General features: G+C 40.1%; 13 protein-coding genes. 1 reads left to right on the forward strand and 12 read right to left on the reverse strand.

Annotated features, from left to right (window positions below):
* Window positions 1-13 precede the first annotated feature (13 nt).
* The gene (locus BST96_RS06935; protein ID WP_085757997.1) at window positions 14-1222 is read right to left on the reverse strand and encodes a hypothetical protein; all 1209 of its coding nucleotides are present in this window, start codon (window positions 1220-1222) and stop codon (window positions 14-16) included.
* 700 nt (window positions 1223-1922) lie between these two features.
* Between BST96_RS06935 and BST96_RS06945 the strand changes: the two genes are divergently transcribed.
* Complete coding sequence (locus BST96_RS06945; protein WP_085757999.1) at window positions 1923-3662, forward strand: hypothetical protein; 1740 nt, start codon at window positions 1923-1925, stop codon at window positions 3660-3662.
* 64 nt (window positions 3663-3726) lie between these two features.
* Here the strand turns inward: BST96_RS06945 and BST96_RS06950 are convergent, their stop codons facing one another.
* The 11 genes from BST96_RS06950 to rfbD form a co-directional block, all read right to left on the reverse strand.
* Window positions 3727-4710, reverse strand: coding sequence for a lysylphosphatidylglycerol synthase transmembrane domain-containing protein (locus BST96_RS06950; RefSeq protein ID WP_085758000.1), 984 nt, complete (start codon window positions 4708-4710; stop codon window positions 3727-3729).
* A gap of 85 nt (window positions 4711-4795) precedes the next feature.
* Window positions 4796-6241: a hypothetical protein gene (locus tag BST96_RS06955; protein WP_085758001.1), complete on the reverse strand. Its 1446-nt coding sequence runs from the start codon at window positions 6239-6241 to the stop codon at window positions 4796-4798.
* A 213-nt stretch (window positions 6242-6454) separates the two neighbouring features.
* A complete protein-coding gene (locus tag BST96_RS06960; protein ID WP_085758002.1) occupies window positions 6455-9406 on the reverse strand; it encodes a sulfatase-like hydrolase/transferase in 2952 nt (983 codons plus the stop codon).
* Between the two features lie 140 nt (window positions 9407-9546).
* Window positions 9547-10650, reverse strand: coding sequence for a glycosyltransferase (locus BST96_RS06965; protein ID WP_085758003.1), 1104 nt, complete (start codon window positions 10648-10650; stop codon window positions 9547-9549).
* Window positions 10647-11612, reverse strand: coding sequence for a glycosyltransferase (locus BST96_RS06970; protein ID WP_085758004.1), 966 nt, complete (start codon window positions 11610-11612; stop codon window positions 10647-10649). Before BST96_RS06970 ends, BST96_RS06965 begins: the two co-directional genes overlap by 4 nt.
* Before the next feature lie 15 nt (window positions 11613-11627).
* Window positions 11628-12191, reverse strand: coding sequence for an acyltransferase (locus BST96_RS06975; RefSeq protein WP_085758005.1), 564 nt, complete (start codon window positions 12189-12191; stop codon window positions 11628-11630).
* 50 nt (window positions 12192-12241) lie between these two features.
* Window positions 12242-13354 carry a DegT/DnrJ/EryC1/StrS family aminotransferase gene (locus tag BST96_RS06980; protein ID WP_085758006.1) on the reverse strand — a complete coding sequence of 371 codons (1113 nt, stop codon included), beginning with the start codon at window positions 13352-13354 and terminating at the stop codon, window positions 12242-12244.
* Window positions 13355-13459: 105 nt separating this feature from the next.
* The gene (locus tag BST96_RS06985; RefSeq protein WP_085758007.1) at window positions 13460-15037 is read right to left on the reverse strand and encodes a hypothetical protein; all 1578 of its coding nucleotides are present in this window, start codon (window positions 15035-15037) and stop codon (window positions 13460-13462) included.
* Entirely contained in the window at window positions 15037-16422 is a 1386-nt protein-coding gene (locus BST96_RS06990; protein ID WP_085758008.1) for an ABC transporter ATP-binding protein, read from the reverse strand. Before BST96_RS06990 ends, BST96_RS06985 begins: the two co-directional genes overlap by 1 nt.
* Window positions 16412-17206, reverse strand: coding sequence for an ABC transporter permease (locus BST96_RS06995; RefSeq protein WP_085758009.1), 795 nt, complete (start codon window positions 17204-17206; stop codon window positions 16412-16414). Before BST96_RS06995 ends, BST96_RS06990 begins: the two co-directional genes overlap by 11 nt.
* Entirely contained in the window at window positions 17206-18072 is an 867-nt protein-coding gene (gene rfbD, locus BST96_RS07000) for a dTDP-4-dehydrorhamnose reductase (protein WP_240554934.1), read from the reverse strand. Before rfbD ends, BST96_RS06995 begins: the two co-directional genes overlap by 1 nt.
* Window positions 18073-18085: the final 13 nt, after the last annotated feature.

Below are 18085 nucleotides of genomic sequence, written 5' to 3' on the forward strand. Positions count from 1 at the left end.
CTCTCTAAGCAGACTATTGCCAAATTACGTCAGTTTTCCGATCTATAAGCAAATCATAAATATAGTAAAAGCCTGAATAGGTATGTAAAGCAAGCAGGATAGACGTTATCCAAATTTTGATATCTATAACTCTACTCTGGCTAGCTGTCTCTGCCTGCTCAAGCCATCTTGCAAATTCTGCAATCGAGAATACAAATACCAGAGTGAGCCCAATCAAATAACCTCCAATCCAATTGGCAGAGGTGATTATATCCCCATTAAGCTTATATTCTGCCAGCAAAGAAAATTGCAGCATCCCTGCTAGCATCGCAAACCAGGCAACCGACAAAAATCGATCCTGCACTACATTGCGAAATCTAAATACTAGGATTGCCAATGGAAATGCAAGTGTAATTAAAATTGAGATAGCTACGTTAGGTGTAAACATTCGCCATACTGTCAATAACTCTATTTTCTGCACCCTCGCACCTTTACTCCCAACATCAGTGTTTAATGAGCTAAACTGATAAAGCATTAAAAGGATTGGTATCAGAACGATTAAAGTAGCTTTCCAGTATAAAGTGAAATTTTTTCTATGCATGACCACTAAGTGCAGGGCTATCGCGGGAAGTAAAACAATCATCAACGTGGGCTTCACAAGAACACTCAATGTCATTAGCGCCGCGATTGTCACTGCAGGTTTCCATGATAAGTTTTGATCCTCTTTTTCGAGGAACTCAATCAGCATGTAGAAAATTAGGACTGAGATCGCCTTTACAGCTATAACTGTTGAGTTATGCCATACATTAGGACTACCCTGCCCAAAGAAAACCGATTCATGAAAAAATGGAATATAAATCGCGGCAACCGTCATGGCAACGAACGTCATGGCCAAAATTTTGATGGTTGAAAAGTTTGGCAGCAGCTTAGAAAATATATAATGAACTACTATTGCATTCAGAGTAGCCAGAAAAGAGATTAATACCGTAGTACTCGCCTGCCAGGAAAGGCCGCTTATAGATTTAAAAAACCAGAGAGAATAAAAATACGCCCCATGCGGTAGGTTTTTAGTGCCTTCTGCCAGCTCAATGGCGTATTTAGTATGTAAGGCAATAGTAGTAGTACCGTGAGCCATTCTGTCAATGAGCAGGCAACACAGTCCAAAAAAAACACCATAGAAAGAAATAGCTAATAACGCTGAATATTGATTTAACGACTGGCGTTGTGACATATTTTTAGTCATAGCATCTTCCAACCACTAAATAAGCCCACGCAGACAATCTGGCGCAAGCATCTAAACAACCAGATTTAGGTCATAACTTGTCTAATGGAATTTGATATTGCTTCTCGTCATTATTATCGATTATATAATAAGCTAATGCATTCCTTTTTACGCATTCATTTATAAATTATTCGGTATAGGTGAAAAGTTTTATACCACACTTTGGCGAGCGAAGCTCATGCCTTTTCGCGTAAACTGCCAGATAGTAATCGGCGCTGTTATGAAGTTCTAATCTCGTACATTTTTGAAAGAATCCAGTCTCAGACTTCACATTAGGAGTGATGAGTATATACGCCCTAATCCCCCCAAGAAAGCCCTTATTCCAGAGGCCAAGAGTTGTCTTTATAGCATAAATCTGGCATTCTGTGAGGGCTGAATGGAATTCTATTACATCATCGTCTCCATCTGAAGATGGAACTGGAAGTCAACAATCTTTTTCATCTCTTCCTTAATTTTCAGTGCGCTAATTACTATCCGGTGCCTGGCAGAGCAATAAAAAGGCCTGCCAATTTAGAAAGATTAATGAAAAAATGGGGCGTACTAATCATTGATCAAACTGTTGTACTCCATAGTATTTTATTCAAAAAGCTTTTTTAGCAGAATCTAACTGATATGTACTCGATTATGAATCGCGTTTACGACCAATACCGTGTAACTTGCCATGATTAGCTCAACAAAGATAATTGACTCATTTGTATTCCTCTTTCTTTTCTGCCTCATAATTGGGCTTCTTTGGACAAGTGGTAATTTAAGCGATACTGGTCCACGTATCGTTGATGATAACCAGATCTATAAATTACACACTGAAATCAATCATAAGGGCTTCGTAGGCACCTTAAATGATCACCTGGATAGTCGTATTGAAAACTATAACCGCTTTGTTCCGTTGTTTTTGGTTCATAAGGTTACTGAAGTACATTTATTCGAGAAAAATATTATTATCTGGAGGCTATACTCCGGTTTAATTGGAGTGCTTACGGCATTTTTTCTCTATCTTTTTGCAAGAACCTTAAAGTTCAACTGTTTAGAGTCGATGGGCTTCGCCATATTTACCATGCTAGGCGCCCAGTCAGTAACGTTCTGGAAGCTCATACAAGGTGAAGGTATTGGGATGATGATACTATCAGTTTCATTACTATTCATGGCACGCAGTGTTTATAGCAACTCAAACAAAACTCAATTGGTTTACACTGTGCTGCATGTCGTGTTTGCAATCGCGGCTTCATTATCAAAGGAAAGCTTTATTCTTATCCTACCGGCAATGGTTCTATGCAGAATATGGCTAGTAAACATAAGTAACCAAGAAAGCATCAAAGAAAGTATCTTATTTTGCCTGCCAGCTTCCATTATTTTGATTGTTGTATGCATTGCTGAATTAATACTGATCAAATACGGAATTGGTAAAACTACTTTTGGATATGCCGGCTGGGAAGGCTTCAATTTTACACCTATTTTATTGGCATTATCCCAGCTTATAGAACTGAATGATTTGGGCTTGGTGCTACTAGCAACTATCTTTGTTACATCGCCGCTAATTATTACAAAAAACTTTTCTAATGCGTTTAAAGCTCAAAGAATCAGCTTTGTTTTCCCTATACTTTTATTTGTATTAATCGTAGTACCGCAGCTTCTTCTTTATTCAAAGTCAGGCTTTATATCGAGTCCGAAAACGCTACATGTCCACCCAGAAAGGTATTTATACCCAGCAATATTTGGTTTTTCATTCTTAATACTTATTCTTTTTAGACTGGCCCGCCCAGTACATATTAAGAATAGTACCAACGAAGATAGTGAATTGAATGGCTTCCCCTTTTTCACGCTTAAAAATATTTTGTTATTTTTTATATTATTAGCATTTCTTTCTGCAAAAACCTGGGGAGTCAATTTTCGGGCAACAGCCTATGCAGAAGAGAGTAGAATGCTAAACAAATGGTTTCATTCTATTGCCGAACATACCGCCCCATCGGACAGGATTGTCATTTTTTATAACCAAAGAAATAATGATGCCATACGCTTGAAATTTATTCTTGAGAATGGTTTTGATAGAAAAAACCTTATATTTATGCCAAATTTCGGAACGGTTCCATTTTCAGACGTGAAGTCAGTATGTGAAAAACTTTCCGGGTATGAACTTCTAAAAAAATGCAGAATTCGTGAAGACCTTAGGGCTCATCTTCATACTATGCATGGCCTAGAATCCATGAATGAACTCAAATTAACTGACACATTTATTTTTCTAAATGTAATGCCAGGTTTATATCATCAAACAGAAGTAGAAAAACACTTTTTTTCCGACAAACGAAGCGCCACTATCTTGAGAAACCACAAGAGGCATGAAAGCTCCCTTGGATATGTTAGTTATTATACAAACAAATCAGAGACCAACATTCCACAAGAATAGTTTTCTTAAAAATTTCTTTATAAATTTTATTACCGATATACCGGAGTTCGAGATTAAATTCGCACTATAAACCGGTATGAGATGGCGTCTTTTTGGTCATCAACCATGAGATGACTCCAGCAATTAATACCGGCAAATATTGAACTAAGTGTGAGCAAAGAATAAAAGTGCCTACCGCACTGAGATTATTATACTCCGTAACTTTAGTAGCAATTAGCACGCCGGCGGCTTCATAAACTCCCCATGCACCTGGTGCAGAGGGTAATGCTGATGCAAGGGTTGTTATGGAAGCAATTGCCAAAGCAGCAGAAAAACTACAGTTTATACCTGGAGTAGCGATGGCAACAAGCTGTATTGAAAACGCAACAATAAGCCAGACAACAAAGGTTATAACAAGTCCATAAATACTGTTTCTATAAGAAATATTTTCAGAAATTTCTCCCGCATCTTTGATCAAGCGAGTAAGAAAAATTGCAATTTTCCGCATTTTTACAAATACACGATCGACTAATGTTGATATATATTGATTCATTTTTTTATTAGAGACTAGCGCAATTCCGCCGAACAGCACGACACATAAAACAAGTAAAAAGTCTGCTGTTTTTATAAGTTCCTGGCCAAGTTGGCTATCGCTAAAGCCAATGTACCAAAAGGCCAACCACACCAAAGTTACTAAAACAATTAAATCAAGGAACCTTTCAATGAGAATGGACATCGTAGCTCGTCCCGTACTTGAGCCTGGCAACTTAGAGGCTAGAATTACACGGGTTATCTCTCCGATTTTTCCTGGCAAAACCGCATTCAATGCCAAGCCGATAGCACCATATGCTGTTAACTGCATTGTCGAGCCACCATTCAGAAAAAGCCGCCAACGAACACCTCGGATAAAAAAGTTAATACTGGTAATCAGCATTGCCAGTATAAAAAAGGGCAGCGATACAGAACTAAGGCCCAAAATACTTTCTGAAAATGGAAAATAATTAATGATGTAAATCAGGCTCCCAAAGCTAACACACCAAGGGAGCAGTTTTATAAATATTTTTAACATATTAAATCTACTCAAATTACTGATAGTTTATATGCTATCGGCAACATAAATGTTTAGCATCATTAGTCCGCAACTGATATCAATTTTAAAAAGAAACCAAAATCCCAATTGTTATAAGAACCATGGCGATAGCTAAAATTTGGCCAAGACCCACTAAAACATTAGAAATATCGAAACTATCACCTTTCCAATAAAATCTTACACCGCCCGATAACAAAACGCCGATACCAATACCAAACAAAGGAACAAATTGAATATAATACCTGGAGTGCGGCGTACTCAGAAAAGGGACAAGAAAAAGAATAAATAGCATTCCTTTCCACATAAAAGGCATAAAATAACTACCCGATTGGGAAACTCCCATTGGCAGGAAGAATAGTACCGCTCCCGATATAAACAATATTGGCCAACTGAAGGAATTTATTGCCTTGGCTACGCCGAATAAACTATTGGGTTCACAATCTTCGCCTATACAGCTAAGTTTTTCGAAACGCTTTAAAAACTTATTAGCTGAATCTGAATTCAGTGCAAAGTAGGCCTTGGCATAGGCTGAAATACTCTTTAAACGCTCATCCAAGCTTTGACGAACCAAATAGCGTTCTTTGTCGAGCTGTAATTGATCTGCAAATGGTATGTGGTTGTCATAAGCTCGGTAGCTAATATACTCATGAATTGAGGACCATATTCCTTTGTATCCAGATTTTGCTTCCTTAGCCTCTGCTACATACTGCTCATCTGCATTATGCACAAAATGGCTCATTCCACTAGAGGTCACAAGAAAATTTGGGCCGTATAACTCACTAACGCTTATAAGCCAGGGCGACAATAGGCCTGCGCATATCAAGAACATCACCAAAAACCGCCGCACAATATCGCGACAATCACTCAGCTTCACTGAAGTATGCTGTAGCTTTGCCAATATCCAACTGGCTAAAACGACAAAAATAATCGAGGGATAAATAGCACGGATATAACAAAGCAAACTGATCCAATATGCTGCAATATCTGCTGATAACGTTCTACCTAGTTGCATCTTTTCATCAAGATGTAACAGGAATAATACAGCAAGATGCAAACCAAGCAGTTCGCTCCATATGGCCGATAGAAAAGCAATGTAGTAGGGAATTGACAGGCAGATCAGTAAATTGATTAGCGCAGCCTTTTGTGAGAGAGCACGTCCAATCTTCTTGCTGATTAATACCAGCAGGCTAAGATTAATAAGTAATAAATAAACTCTGACAAAAACTAATGGCGCAGATTCTCCTAAAAATAAATACACAGGGGAGATCAATATCGGCAAGCCTGGCATAAAGTAACCATAGCCAATCAGACCAGTCCTAATATCGACCGCTGCTGTATCTGAAAGCCCGATTAAGCTTTTTAAGTATTCAGCAACCCCTTTTGCCGCATTCACATATGACCACTCATCACCAGATCGAGGTACATCATGCATAAGGGCAAAAGAGATAAGCCCGAAAATACTAACAATGCAATAAATTTGAATATCAAACTTTGAAAAATACTTGTCCATAGGCTTACCTGTCGATTGCTATGTTGAAACCCACCGTTACTATTTTTTACCCTGATAGTTTTATTTCAAACTTAATGACAATGCCCAACAGACTACTAACTCATATCAACATTTAAAATTTTCTACCATAAGGCAGATTGAGTTAAAATACTTAGACGTGCCTAACGCTTTTCAATGGACAACATCATTTTTCAGCTGAAAGAGCATTATTGATCAATTGTCTATGGGGTCTTTTATATGTAGTTCAAAGGCCCTCTTATCTTTATACATAGCAATAACACGAATATCTCCAAGCGTAGATCGAAAAATATCTAGAGGCACCGGAGCAATGAAGCCACTAGCTAATAGCGCGGGGGCGTTATAAGCTTTAACAACACCCTCTCTTTTATAGGTCGGCCTAACTTGCCAAACTAATTCTTCCCCCTTAAAGATAAGGATGCTACTAGCTGGGCTCGTCTCCACCAAATCAACCGCCCAACCTTCAAATACAAGCTCTCCATTTTTTAGAGACAACCAATCTAAATAACCGTCCATTATTGAGCGTGTACTTGTTACTTGAAGCCCTGGTTTGTTGGCAAGGTATAATACAGGCTGGCCATCTTCCACACTTTTAAGTTTCACATTTTCGTATTCAGCAACTAATACTTTGTCACCAGGTACTCCTCCGCCTGTTATCGTAGTTAAGATTTCACGACGCTTATCCATGGCGGCGAAAACATCACTAAATTTTTTCATCGAGAGGCTGCCATACACTCCATTTTTCATGACGGGTATCATTTCTATTGTCTGTCCAGCAAGAAGACTCTCTGAGAGAGTAAAACTGAAACCTGAAATAGTTAGATTGTCGTTCTTATAATATTTAGCTAAAGGCTTTCTAGCAAAAAAGATATCTGATCCGAAATAAACTTTTTCTCCAACGCTATAAAGCATATAGTCAGCAGGCTCCCCAGCTTTGATATCTGCAGCCCATCCCCATGTTGTAATTAGCCCTGTTTCCTCACTATAAGAAAAAGAATCAACACTACCTTGAATTGCTTTGTCACTTTGTTTTAAAACATCGCCATTTCTAAGCCGAATAAAACCCTCATGACGGACGCCATATGTATCGTCACCACTGGTGTAGACCAGCAGTAGCTTTTCTGCATCTGCTTCATCTCTCTGGAGAATTTTTATTTGATTTGCACCAGATTTAAAACAGCCAATGGGCAATATAACATCAAACAATGGATTTTTTTTCATGCCGTAATATGTCTGTGTTGAGCCACAAATTTCGTTATTAATAGCAACGAATAATTGTATCTCCGGCTTCTTATCATTGTTTGTGCCGCCAAGTATCTCGCCAGAAAGCTTCAAGGGAATAAAGCTAGAAGACAGGTCCAGGTTATTATACTTTTCTGCATTGGCAACAAGCACCCTCCCCCATAAAGCCCCCGTTGCTTCATCACCCTCAATCCTCGTACCGACTTTTGAACCTGAAACCCCAGCCTTATAAAGTCCTTTTATATCTCTATCACCAAAAAGGGTAATTTTTCTGAGTAATGATGGGTGACTTATTAAATCCACTGCACCTATTTCTTTATTCAATGTAACAAGGTTTTCAACACCTAATTGTGATTTTCCCTTTAATGAAGGGGGCACTTTAACCTTGGCAATTTCCGCTACTGTTGGGATAATATCAGTGGCAGGAAATTTGCTATCGGACACACCCACTTTGCTCGATTTTGGGTATTTCACAATGAGGGGGACCGATAAAAAATCAGCTTTAGCAGTTGTTTCATCTAGTTGCTCAAATTTTTTGCGCGATAGACGTCTATAAGAGTTTGGCCAAAATCCTACACCGTGATCACTGGTAAAAATAATAAGCGCGTCATCAAACACTCCTTTTTCCTTGAGAGCAGTAATAATTTCACCCAGCATTTTATCCGCGTACATAGTTTGGAATATATGACGCTGATAGCCTTGAACAGTATGCCATTGATTATCTGACCACTGTTCTTTAGATAAACCCGGTGTAGCAATGCCCGTTGTATATTTTTTGCCTGACGGAGAAAATATCCACGGGTAATGAGGTATCAAGTTATGGTAGAAATATAATGCTGGCTTATTGCTATTTTGGCCCTTAATCTTTTGTAAGAATTGATTATGCGTACTAATCCGTGCATCCATATCAATGTCACTTTCCAAAGAACCGGCTGATGCAACGAAACTACCAAAATCATTTAATTTGTGGTTAATCTGCGGTAAAAATTCATCTAACCCCAAAGGAGTAATTACATGAAGATAAGTCAAACCAATATCATAAGCTATCCCCGGCCACATAATATCAAGTGCAATTTCAGCTTCTTCACAATATATGCTGGGGCATAGACTCGTACCGTTTTCAGTGACAATCAGATCGTATTTTCCTCCGAGCAAAGAAAATATGTTGATAGGGTAATTATTAAAATTAGGTAATGTTGTCTCTTCTTTTAGTGTGCCTGACATCAAAGCCGGAATTGACTCCGTAGTATGAACTCCAGCGGACTCAGCCTTGGGGTACCAAACACCCTCTCTGGCTAAAGCCGATATGGCAGGAAATCGAACATCATCTAATAAGCCCTTTTTATCTAGTAAAGTAATTAATGGCAACTCATCAAAAACAATCATCACAATCGGCGGGGGTCGATCACCACTTGTCTCATCTGATACATAGAGATCCCCAGCGCCATAAAATCCGGCTGCATATAACTGGTAAACAAACATCGCAGGGAACAACGGAGAGAGGACTGCAAAGTAGATCAGGAATTTTTTCAATACCGGTTTTTTTAGGAAAAAAGCCAATATAAGTAATGCTATGGCACAAGCAATCAACAGCAGAGTATTGGCACCTATAGCGTCGAATAATTTCAACTGCTGAATAATGAAAAAAAGCAACAATGTAAAGACAAATACTATTTCAACAGCCTCACTGGTAGGCTTATGCACAGCTCTTATTATCCCGACAATAGTGATAGCTAATATTGGCAGGAGGATATAAATCAGGACCATGGTATAAACGATATCCAAGGGTCCCATTTTCCAGGCTACAAAAAATTCAATATTTTTGGAAAATAAATCAAATAATGGCTGAGATATAGCAAGCACAAATAGTGCAAATATAGGGAGGTATCTCTTACTCCAATTCATCTTATATAGACCTCAAATTTCAGCGTTTATACGCTTTACAACTGTTCCATTGGCCAGAGCCAATATCTCTGGGGACTCGCATTTACTCTGTTCCCAGAAACTACTGGGCCATCCTATAAGTGACAGGCCTTATTTAATTATTAGCTAAAACTGCGCTTAAAAAACTTCAATAATAAATATTTTGGATATAGTAATATAGATTTTAGCGTTCTCGCTTTATCTTTGACTTCAGCAACAAATTTAGGCCTGAGAACATCGACTTCACTCATAATCTTTTGATACCAGCGGTCATCAAGACCATATTCTTTTTCTAAAACTTCAATATGCTTAGCGCTATTAAATAAATTGAACATTTTCGACAAGCCAATCATTTTATAGGGCTTACCAAGCCACTGATTCTCAATAAGAAATAATTTTGCAATTTCAATATCTTGGTGGGTACGGCTAGGGATATCTTTAAAAACAAGCAGATCTGAAAAGCCATCAATAAGAATTTGGCTTGAAACATTATCAAAAAATGTATTCGCAATAATGTAATGCTCATTAATGGTTCTAATAGAATTTTCAGAGGTCTGACTACTGGCATTCTCCCCAGGCAGGACTCTAAAATTTATCAACTCACGATCAGAAATATAAATATCATAGTGTTTAACTAACCTTATCCACATATCAAAATCGGGTAACTGTCTTAATCTGTTATTATAGACGCCCACACTTTCATAACATGAACGACGGATAAGCATTGATGGGTGGCAGATACAGTTCCCGAAGTCGAAAAAATATCTTAACCACTGCCCCTGACTACGGTTCTCTTTGTCAAAGGCTGTACCAAAGGCAAGTGAAGACTTTTCAATCCTATCTCCGTTGACATCGACAAACTGCGCCTTACCAAAACAGGCGCCAACATTAGGCATATCTTCTAACACTTTGACTTGGTATGACAATTTGTCTTTATCAACCCACGAGTCATCCGAGTTCATTAAAGCAATATATTTGCCTGATGACTTGGCTATCAGTTCATTGGTTACTACACAGGCACCACGATTGACCGTATTGGGGAAAAACTTGATTCTAGGGTCAATAATTGATGCAACCACATCCCTGGTTGCATCAGATGAGCCATCATCTGCAATCAAAAATTCAAATTCAACACCGTCCTGTAGTAGAACACTTTCAATGGCTTCCTGTACAAAATCAGCATGATTATAGGTAGCCATAATAACCGATACAATTGGGCCACTCATAAAACACCCCTAGGTGTCGCTTTTAATATAAGTCGTTTAATGATCGGCGGCGTTAATAATCTAATAGCTGATAACAAGATTGGCGGAATAATATCTACTAACACTACCCTGCCCTTCTCAGCCGGCTGTAGAATGGGCTGTGCTAAATCGGTAATATTTAATGCCAGGATATTTTCTTGTAACCTATGAGCTAAAACACTAAATTCATGATGATATATCTGCTCTGTCAATTTATCGTATAAGGGTATTAGATCTAATTGCGTTTGCAGTTTTTCCACATCTGGTGATTGAGACCAAACACCATTTCCATGAAGCCTGTAAACCGACATCGGCTCCTCTAAAAAGCCAATCATAGCTTTTTCTGCAGCACAAATATTGACGATCCAATCATATGACCGTATCGAATAAAGCTCTTCCTTTAAGCTTTTAACTACAGAATTACGATACATACACGTTGAAAAGTTGCCAACCAAGTTGTCAGCAATTAAATCTCTTGCGCTGATAAGCTTATGACCTGTACCCACTGTTGTTCTAGGGTAAAAGTGCGATATCTCCTCTTGATAGACAAAATAGTTAACCGAACACATTGAAGTCTCCCAATGTGTATCAAGAAACTCAATCTGGGATTTAAGTTTTTTGGGGGTTGACCAGTAATCATCGCCTTCCAGTACGGCAATATATTCGCCAGAACAAGCAGAAAATCCACGCTGATAGTTTCTGGTGATGCCCAAGTTAGTCTCACCGTCGAGATACTCAAAAACAAATCGTGGATCTTTTTCTTTATATTCATCAATAATGCTCAACGTTGAATCCGTCGAGCAATCGTCCGCAATAACAAGTTCAATTTTCCCATCGAACTCTTGAGATATAAGAGCATCTAGCGCTTGCCGTATATGTTTCTCATGATTATATGTGACAAGCAGAATACTGAGTTTATAGGGAAAGCTCTCTTTTATGTACATCTTAAACACCTAACATTATTTAGACTTTAAAAATTCATCTTCAATGGAAAGCAAGTCACGGCTTCGTGACTTTATTCGCTTAATGGGGTTTCCCGCATAGATTGAAAAAGCATCACAATCTGCAGAGACCAAACTAAGGGCACCAATTGCACATCCTTCCCGTAACGTGATACCAGGCAAGACAACGCTGCCACAGCCCACAATGACATGCTTCTCAAAATAAACATCTGCGTGATCCACAGCGGTAAAGGCTTCGGGAATTGTAGGATTGGTCATGGACTGCCCTGAATAATCATCGTTGCTTGAATAAACTGATACTCTTGATGATATATTGCAAAAGTCTGACAGCGCTATTTTTCCTCGCCCTATAAAAGAAGAAAATACCGCTACATGGATATAGTCGCCGAGTATTATCCCGCCCTCACCCGCTGAGAACACGCAAAAGTCATCAATGCGTACATTGTTTCCCAAAGAAATATTTCCAGGATTATAAAAAGACGCTTTATCAGAAATTCGTGGGTTATCCCCAACACATCGAAAACCTATCTTCTTTACTTCATCAGGCGATAAACATGCCATACAGTATTAACTCTTAAAAACTATTTATGAACGTAACCTGAAAGTAAATATCAAGTCTCAGTAATCACTTCAACAACGCGATTCACATCAGCCAATGAAAGACTGGGGTATAGCGGCAAACACAGCACCCTCTCCGCTACAGACTCAGCCACCATCAAGTTGCCCTTCTGCGCAGACGGAAGCCCCCTATACATAGGGAAATCGGAAATCAGCGGATAAAAATATCTTCTTGGGTTGATATTGTTACTCTTTAACTTTTCATAGAGTTCATCTCTGGTAAGAGGGAAATCCGGGTCTACGAGTATGGGGAAGTACGCACCATTAGATTTTTGATCATCAAATGGCCCTACACAACGGATGCCCACAACAGGCTCAAGCGCTTCACGATAAGTAAGGCTTATATGTTTTCTTTGAGCGATAGCATCATCGATATACTTTAGCTGCATCAGTCCAAAAGCAGAATTAATCTCACTCATCTTACCGTTGATTCCTGGAGCAACAACTGTTGACTCATCAACAATGCCAAAATTTTTAAGGTTATCAATCCGCTGCTTTGTCTTAGCATCCGGAGAGATAATTGCCCCTCCTTCAATCGTATTAAAAACTTTTGTTGCATGGAAACTTAATACCGAGAGATCGCCATAGTTCAATATACTCCCCTGACTATCGCTGACTCCAAATGCATGCGCTGCATCATAAATTACTTTTAGATTGTAGGTATCTGCAATCTCTTGAATCGCTTTGACATCACATTGATGACCGTAACAATGAACAGGCATTATGGCGGTTGTTTGTGGTGTTATTGCAGCTTCAATTTTTGAGGGATCCATATTCAATGTTTCGGGGTCAATGTCAACAAAGACCGGCTTAATGCCATTCCAAAGCAAAGAGTGTGCTGTTGCTACGAAGGAATAGGGTGTTGTTATCACCTCTCCAGTAATACGTAACGACTGCAGAGCTGTAACCAGCGCAATGGTGCCATTGGTAAACAACGATATATTCTTCACTCCCAAGTACTCACTCAGCTCCTGTTCCAGCTGCTGGTGAAATGGGCCACTGTTGGTAAGAATCTTATTTTCCCATATTTTTTCCAGATATGGTGTAAACTCTTCCAGTGGAGGAAGTAGCGGCTGCGTGACAAAGATATTTTTTTGATTACTCATGATTTATTTATTTTCCATACATTTAATAGCGCCGTCAGCATAAGCTAATATAATTTCAACATTAAAAACATTCCGGCTAAATATTTTTTGAGCATAACCAATAATTTAGTGTTTCTTCATATACAAAAAAAATAACTTCCTGGCAATATAGCTGCCTGATAGAAAGCTATTAAACTTCTCCAGCTCGGCCTCCAAGAGCCCCGCTTTTTGTTGCTCATCTGTCAGTATTTTCTCAAGCTTAACAATCTGATTACGCTGCGCTTCAGCGACTTTTTCCAGATCGGTGATATGACTGCCCTGAGTCGTAACCATCCTTTCTAGATCCGCAATATGGCCTTCCTGATTAGTTGTTACTCGCTGGTAATCCGTTATATGCCCTAACTGAGCAGCTGTTACTCTTTCGATATCTGCGATATGGTTTTTCTGGGCCTCAAGCACCCTTTCAAGATTGATAATATGATCTGCCTGGGTAGACGTTACCCGCTCGGTATCAATAATATGATTAGCCTGAGCTTCAACGACTCTTTCAATATCAGTAATGTGACTTGCCTGAAGCGCGGCTACACTTTCAGCATCAGCAATTTGGCCTGCCTGAGCCTCAAGCACTCTTTCGGTATCAGTAATGTGGCCTGCCTGAGCTTCAAGCACTCTTTCAATATCAGCAATATGGGCTTCCTGAGCCTCAAGTACCGTCTTAATATCAGCAAGATGGCTGGCCTTTACAGCTATCTCCTGCTCCAAAGCTATTATCAGGCTCGCCTGATCAGCGCTTGTCCTTTCCGCTTCTCCAATTTTTTTTGACAGCCCATCCGCCAGTTTTAATAAAATCGAATCGGAGTCTAAACAATTTTTCCATTTTTCCGTTTTCGCCTTCAACACATCGCTTTCTTGACCTTTCTCCAAAACAATCAAGAGACTTTGATAAATTTCCACGACCAACGATGGGCACTCGGGGGCTGTGAGTATATCACTCAAGCAATAGGATGAATGGCGTAAATTGGTTTCCAGAAATTCATCTGTATAAACAGCGGCTTTTTCACTGTTGATTTCCAAACCTAAAAAATTAGACATGCGTTCAAGCTGCTGGCCAGGCGAACCAAGCAGCTGATCATAATCAATGAAAATTCGATTTTTGCCTGATGAGCCTAATAATGCTGCCAAGGTATGTTCTGCCCAAAGAAAATAACCTTTTTCTAGAGGCATTGCATCCCGCTTCAGCAGTGAAGCAGTAACACTCGCGGGGTTGCGTACTGGCAAGATATAATAAACATCGAAATCGCAGCGCTCAAATACTCGCTGCCAAAATGGTTGCAACTTGGCCATTCTGGGATCTTTCAAACCAAACACAGAAAATTTTTCGATTTTCTTCTTCAGCAGTTCAACAGCCTGATTTAGAAAGCTCTTCTCGATCAGGGCATTGGTTTCCTCTTCGCTAATTGGCAATAAATAGTGCCAATCGCGATCCAGCGCCTCAAGCATTTTTATGTTTAGGGCATTAACATCAAGATCTTCCCAAAATCCTTTATCGTTATTGCCGTCAATAGCAGGCATCAACCTATCGCCAAGCTCAACCCCCATCGTTGTTAATGCGTGCGTAATCGCACTGGTTCCACTGCGATGCATACCCAGCACAAGAACTAGCTTTTTGTTTTTAGTCTCTTGCTGTTCACTTTCAACAAGCATTAATTTTCTGGCTCCAATGGCTCAAAAAACGGCTGGCAATCGAAATCTATTACCCCGGTCGACAACGCATCTGTTTCTGGCTGCACCTTGAACATTGTGCTATCAATAACACGGTGAATATAGCTTTCTACGCCATTCACATCAGCCAGCACTCCCGAGTTTAAAAAATATGTTCCGGGGTTCAAAGAGCAGCGAAAATCAAACTCGACTATACATTGCTGACCTCGCTCAACACAATCTATAGCATCTCCCGACGACGAGGCCGACACTGCCCCGCCTAGATCTAACCCTGTTAATGTCTTTATCATCATACCGAATCGAACATTAAAATGTGCCTGCTCAAATCTAACTGTATAGGTATAACGATATCTTCGCCCCCGAACCAGATGATTCACCTGGTCACCTACCGAGTTTACTATTTTAAAGGAGTCAATTTTCGCCCCGATGGATTCATAATAAACTGTACTCACAGGCTTCAGACCAGGGTCAAATTTATCATCCATGCCATCATTATCACGGCTATCATTCGGTAAAGTCTCGGACTTTTCAGCCTCTTCCTGCTGCCTGACACTTACCTCAAGCGAACTGTTAGCTGTACCCCCAAATGAAGCTTTAATTTCGTCACGAATAGCTTGCTGTTTCTCAGCAGGCGCATAGATAAGCTTTTGATAACGGCTAACAACCTGCTTGGGCGACCCTATGGCCAGCTGCTCCCCGCCCTCTAGTAAAATGACACGATCGCACAGCTCGACAATAGTGGCGCAGGAATGAGATACGAACAGTATTGTTGTTCCCGTTTTTTTTATGGCCTCGATACGCGAAAAACATTTACGCTGGAACAGCTCATCCCCCACCGCAAGCGCTTCATCAATAATCAATATTTCCGGATCGACATTGATCGCCACTGCAAATGCCAATCTGACAACCATGCCACTGGAATAAGAACTGACAGGCTGATCTATAAATTCACCGATATCAGCAAACGCCGCTATTTCGTCAAAACGCCTAGCCGTTTCTTCTTCTTCGAGCCCCAGGATTGATGCATTAAAAAACACATTCTCCCTACCAGTAAATTCTGGATTAAAGCCAGACCCTAACTCCAACAAAGCAGCAATCCTGCCCTGAGTTTTTACCACACCTGATGAGGGTGTCAGCGTACCACAGATAATTTGCAACAATGTCGACTTGCCAGAACCATTGCGACCAACAATACCTACAGTTTCTCCATTTTTAACTTCGAAGCTGGCTTCGTTTAACGCCCAGAATTCTTGATAATATTGCTTCTTATTGCGCAAGAGCATCTGTAACAGGCGATCCTGCGGCCGGTCATAGATTTGATAACACTTACTCAAACCTGATACTGAGATAGCGATATCAGAGGACATCTGCAAAACCTCTTCGTGTTTTGTCAAACCACCAATAACCCAAAAACGCGACCGCCAGAGCAATCAGAGTCGCAATAGCCAGCGCTCTGAAATCCGGCAGGACACCCCACATCAATACATCTCTGGATTGCTCAATAATCAATGTTAATGGGTTGGCATAGATATAGATGTGGTACTGTTCTGGCAGTGCAGATATCGGGTAAAAAACTGGCGCTAAAAACAACATGACAGTTGTTATAACGCCTGTCACTTGACTGATATCGCGTAAATAAACCCCTAGAGACGATAAAATCCATGTCAACCCAACAGTAAAAAGTATCAACGGAAAAAATATAATGGGCAGGAAAATAGCTGTCCAATTAAAACTGTGGGTTACAAGTGCAAACATGCAGGCCCATACAGCAAAACTGATTAAAAAATGAAATATCGCCGCCCCCATGCTAACCCAAGGAAAGATATCCAACGGAAATACCACTTTTTTGACATAATTAATATTCGAGACAATGAGTGTCGGCGCTTTATTTATACATTCTGAAAATAGGCTGTGGGTCATCAGCCCAATAAATAAAGCCAATGCAAATTCTGTCTTACTTCCAGAGTCGATAGACCATCGCGCATTAAATACAAAGCTAAAGACAAAGGTATAAACAGCCAGCATAATCACTGGATTAATCAATGACCAAAAAACCCCTAGTACTGACCCTTTGTAACGACCCGCAATTTCTCGCCTCACCATTTTTGATATTAGTGACCGATTATCAGCAAATGAAGTGTAGACACTCATTAAGAATGCTCCTGCAGAGTGCGCATTTGCTTTAACATCAATATTAATTCATCGCGCCATCGGCATGTTTCAAATCCCCCCTGCCCCGACTCTGATGAAAGTTCCGAGTTTTTTGGCCGCTCCGCCGCGGTAGGGTATTGATCTGATGCTATGGGAAGTACTTTCGGCCTTATTGCCAGCAACCCTAAATCGACGGCCTCTTCAAAAATCACATTGGCAAATTCATACCAATTGACATATGGACCAGAAGGCATATGAAATAGCCCGTAAATGCCTTCCAAACCAGCCACTCTCAAGATTTCGGCCGCAATAAACCTCGCTGAAGTTGGGGCGCCAAACTGGTCATTGACTACAGAAAGCTGATCACGGTCATTAGCCAGTCGCAACATAGTTTTTACAAAATTACTGCCCCTCACACCAAACACCCAGCTAACACGAACGATGATATGCTTATGCCAAATGGACTGTAAAATTTCTTCACCTGCATACTTGGATGCACCGTAAACACTGCGAGGGTTTGGCTGATCAGACTCAAGGTAAGCGGTTTCTTTACTGCCATCAAAGACATAATCCGTTGAGATATGAATTAGCAGGCTATTTTGCGCTTTACAAGCTAATGCCAGGTTTTCAACTCCGTCACGATTAACCGCATAAGCCAACTCTTCTTCTTCTTCAGCCTTATCAACGGCAGTATAAGCTGCGGCATTGATTAGCACTGTAGGTTGATACTTTTTCACGGCTGCCAATACTGCAGTACGGTTGCGGACATCTAATTCATTAGAACCAAAAGCAATGAAATCAAGCGCCAATGTCTCAGCTCTATCTGCAAGCTCTTGGCCCACCTGACCATTTTTCCCAACAATCATCACTCGAGCAGAG

Source organism: Oceanicoccus sagamiensis (assembly GCF_002117105.1).
GTDB classification, from domain to species: domain Bacteria; phylum Pseudomonadota; class Gammaproteobacteria; order Pseudomonadales; family Dasaniaceae; genus Oceanicoccus; species Oceanicoccus sagamiensis.

Bases quoted from the DNA above. Each gene is read 5' to 3' on its own strand.
- BST96_RS06935 (WP_085757997.1), bottom strand. From the start codon at position 1,222: ATGACTAAAAATATGTCACAACGCCAGTCGTTAAATCAATATTCAGCG.
- BST96_RS06945 (WP_085757999.1), top strand. From the start codon at position 1,923: ATGATTAGCTCAACAAAGATAATTGACTCATTTGTATTCCTCTTTCTT.
- BST96_RS06950 (WP_085758000.1), bottom strand. From the start codon at position 4,710: ATGTTAAAAATATTTATAAAACTGCTCCCTTGGTGTGTTAGCTTTGGG.
- BST96_RS06955 (WP_085758001.1), bottom strand. From the start codon at position 6,241: ATGGACAAGTATTTTTCAAAGTTTGATATTCAAATTTATTGCATTGTT.
- BST96_RS06960 (WP_085758002.1), bottom strand. From the start codon at position 9,406: ATGAATTGGAGTAAGAGATACCTCCCTATATTTGCACTATTTGTGCTT.
- BST96_RS06965 (WP_085758003.1), bottom strand. From the start codon at position 10,650: ATGAGTGGCCCAATTGTATCGGTTATTATGGCTACCTATAATCATGCT.
- BST96_RS06970 (WP_085758004.1), bottom strand. From the start codon at position 11,612: ATGTACATAAAAGAGAGCTTTCCCTATAAACTCAGTATTCTGCTTGTC.
- BST96_RS06975 (WP_085758005.1), bottom strand. From the start codon at position 12,191: ATGGCATGTTTATCGCCTGATGAAGTAAAGAAGATAGGTTTTCGATGT.
- BST96_RS06980 (WP_085758006.1), bottom strand. From the start codon at position 13,354: ATGAGTAATCAAAAAAATATCTTTGTCACGCAGCCGCTACTTCCTCCA.
- BST96_RS06985 (WP_085758007.1), bottom strand. From the start codon at position 15,037: ATGCTTGTTGAAAGTGAACAGCAAGAGACTAAAAACAAAAAGCTAGTT.
- BST96_RS06990 (WP_085758008.1), bottom strand. From the start codon at position 16,422: ATGTCCTCTGATATCGCTATCTCAGTATCAGGTTTGAGTAAGTGTTAT.
- BST96_RS06995 (WP_085758009.1), bottom strand. From the start codon at position 17,206: ATGAGTGTCTACACTTCATTTGCTGATAATCGGTCACTAATATCAAAA.
- rfbD (WP_240554934.1), bottom strand. From the start codon at position 18,072: ATGATTGTTGGGAAAAATGGTCAGGTGGGCCAAGAGCTTGCAGATAGA.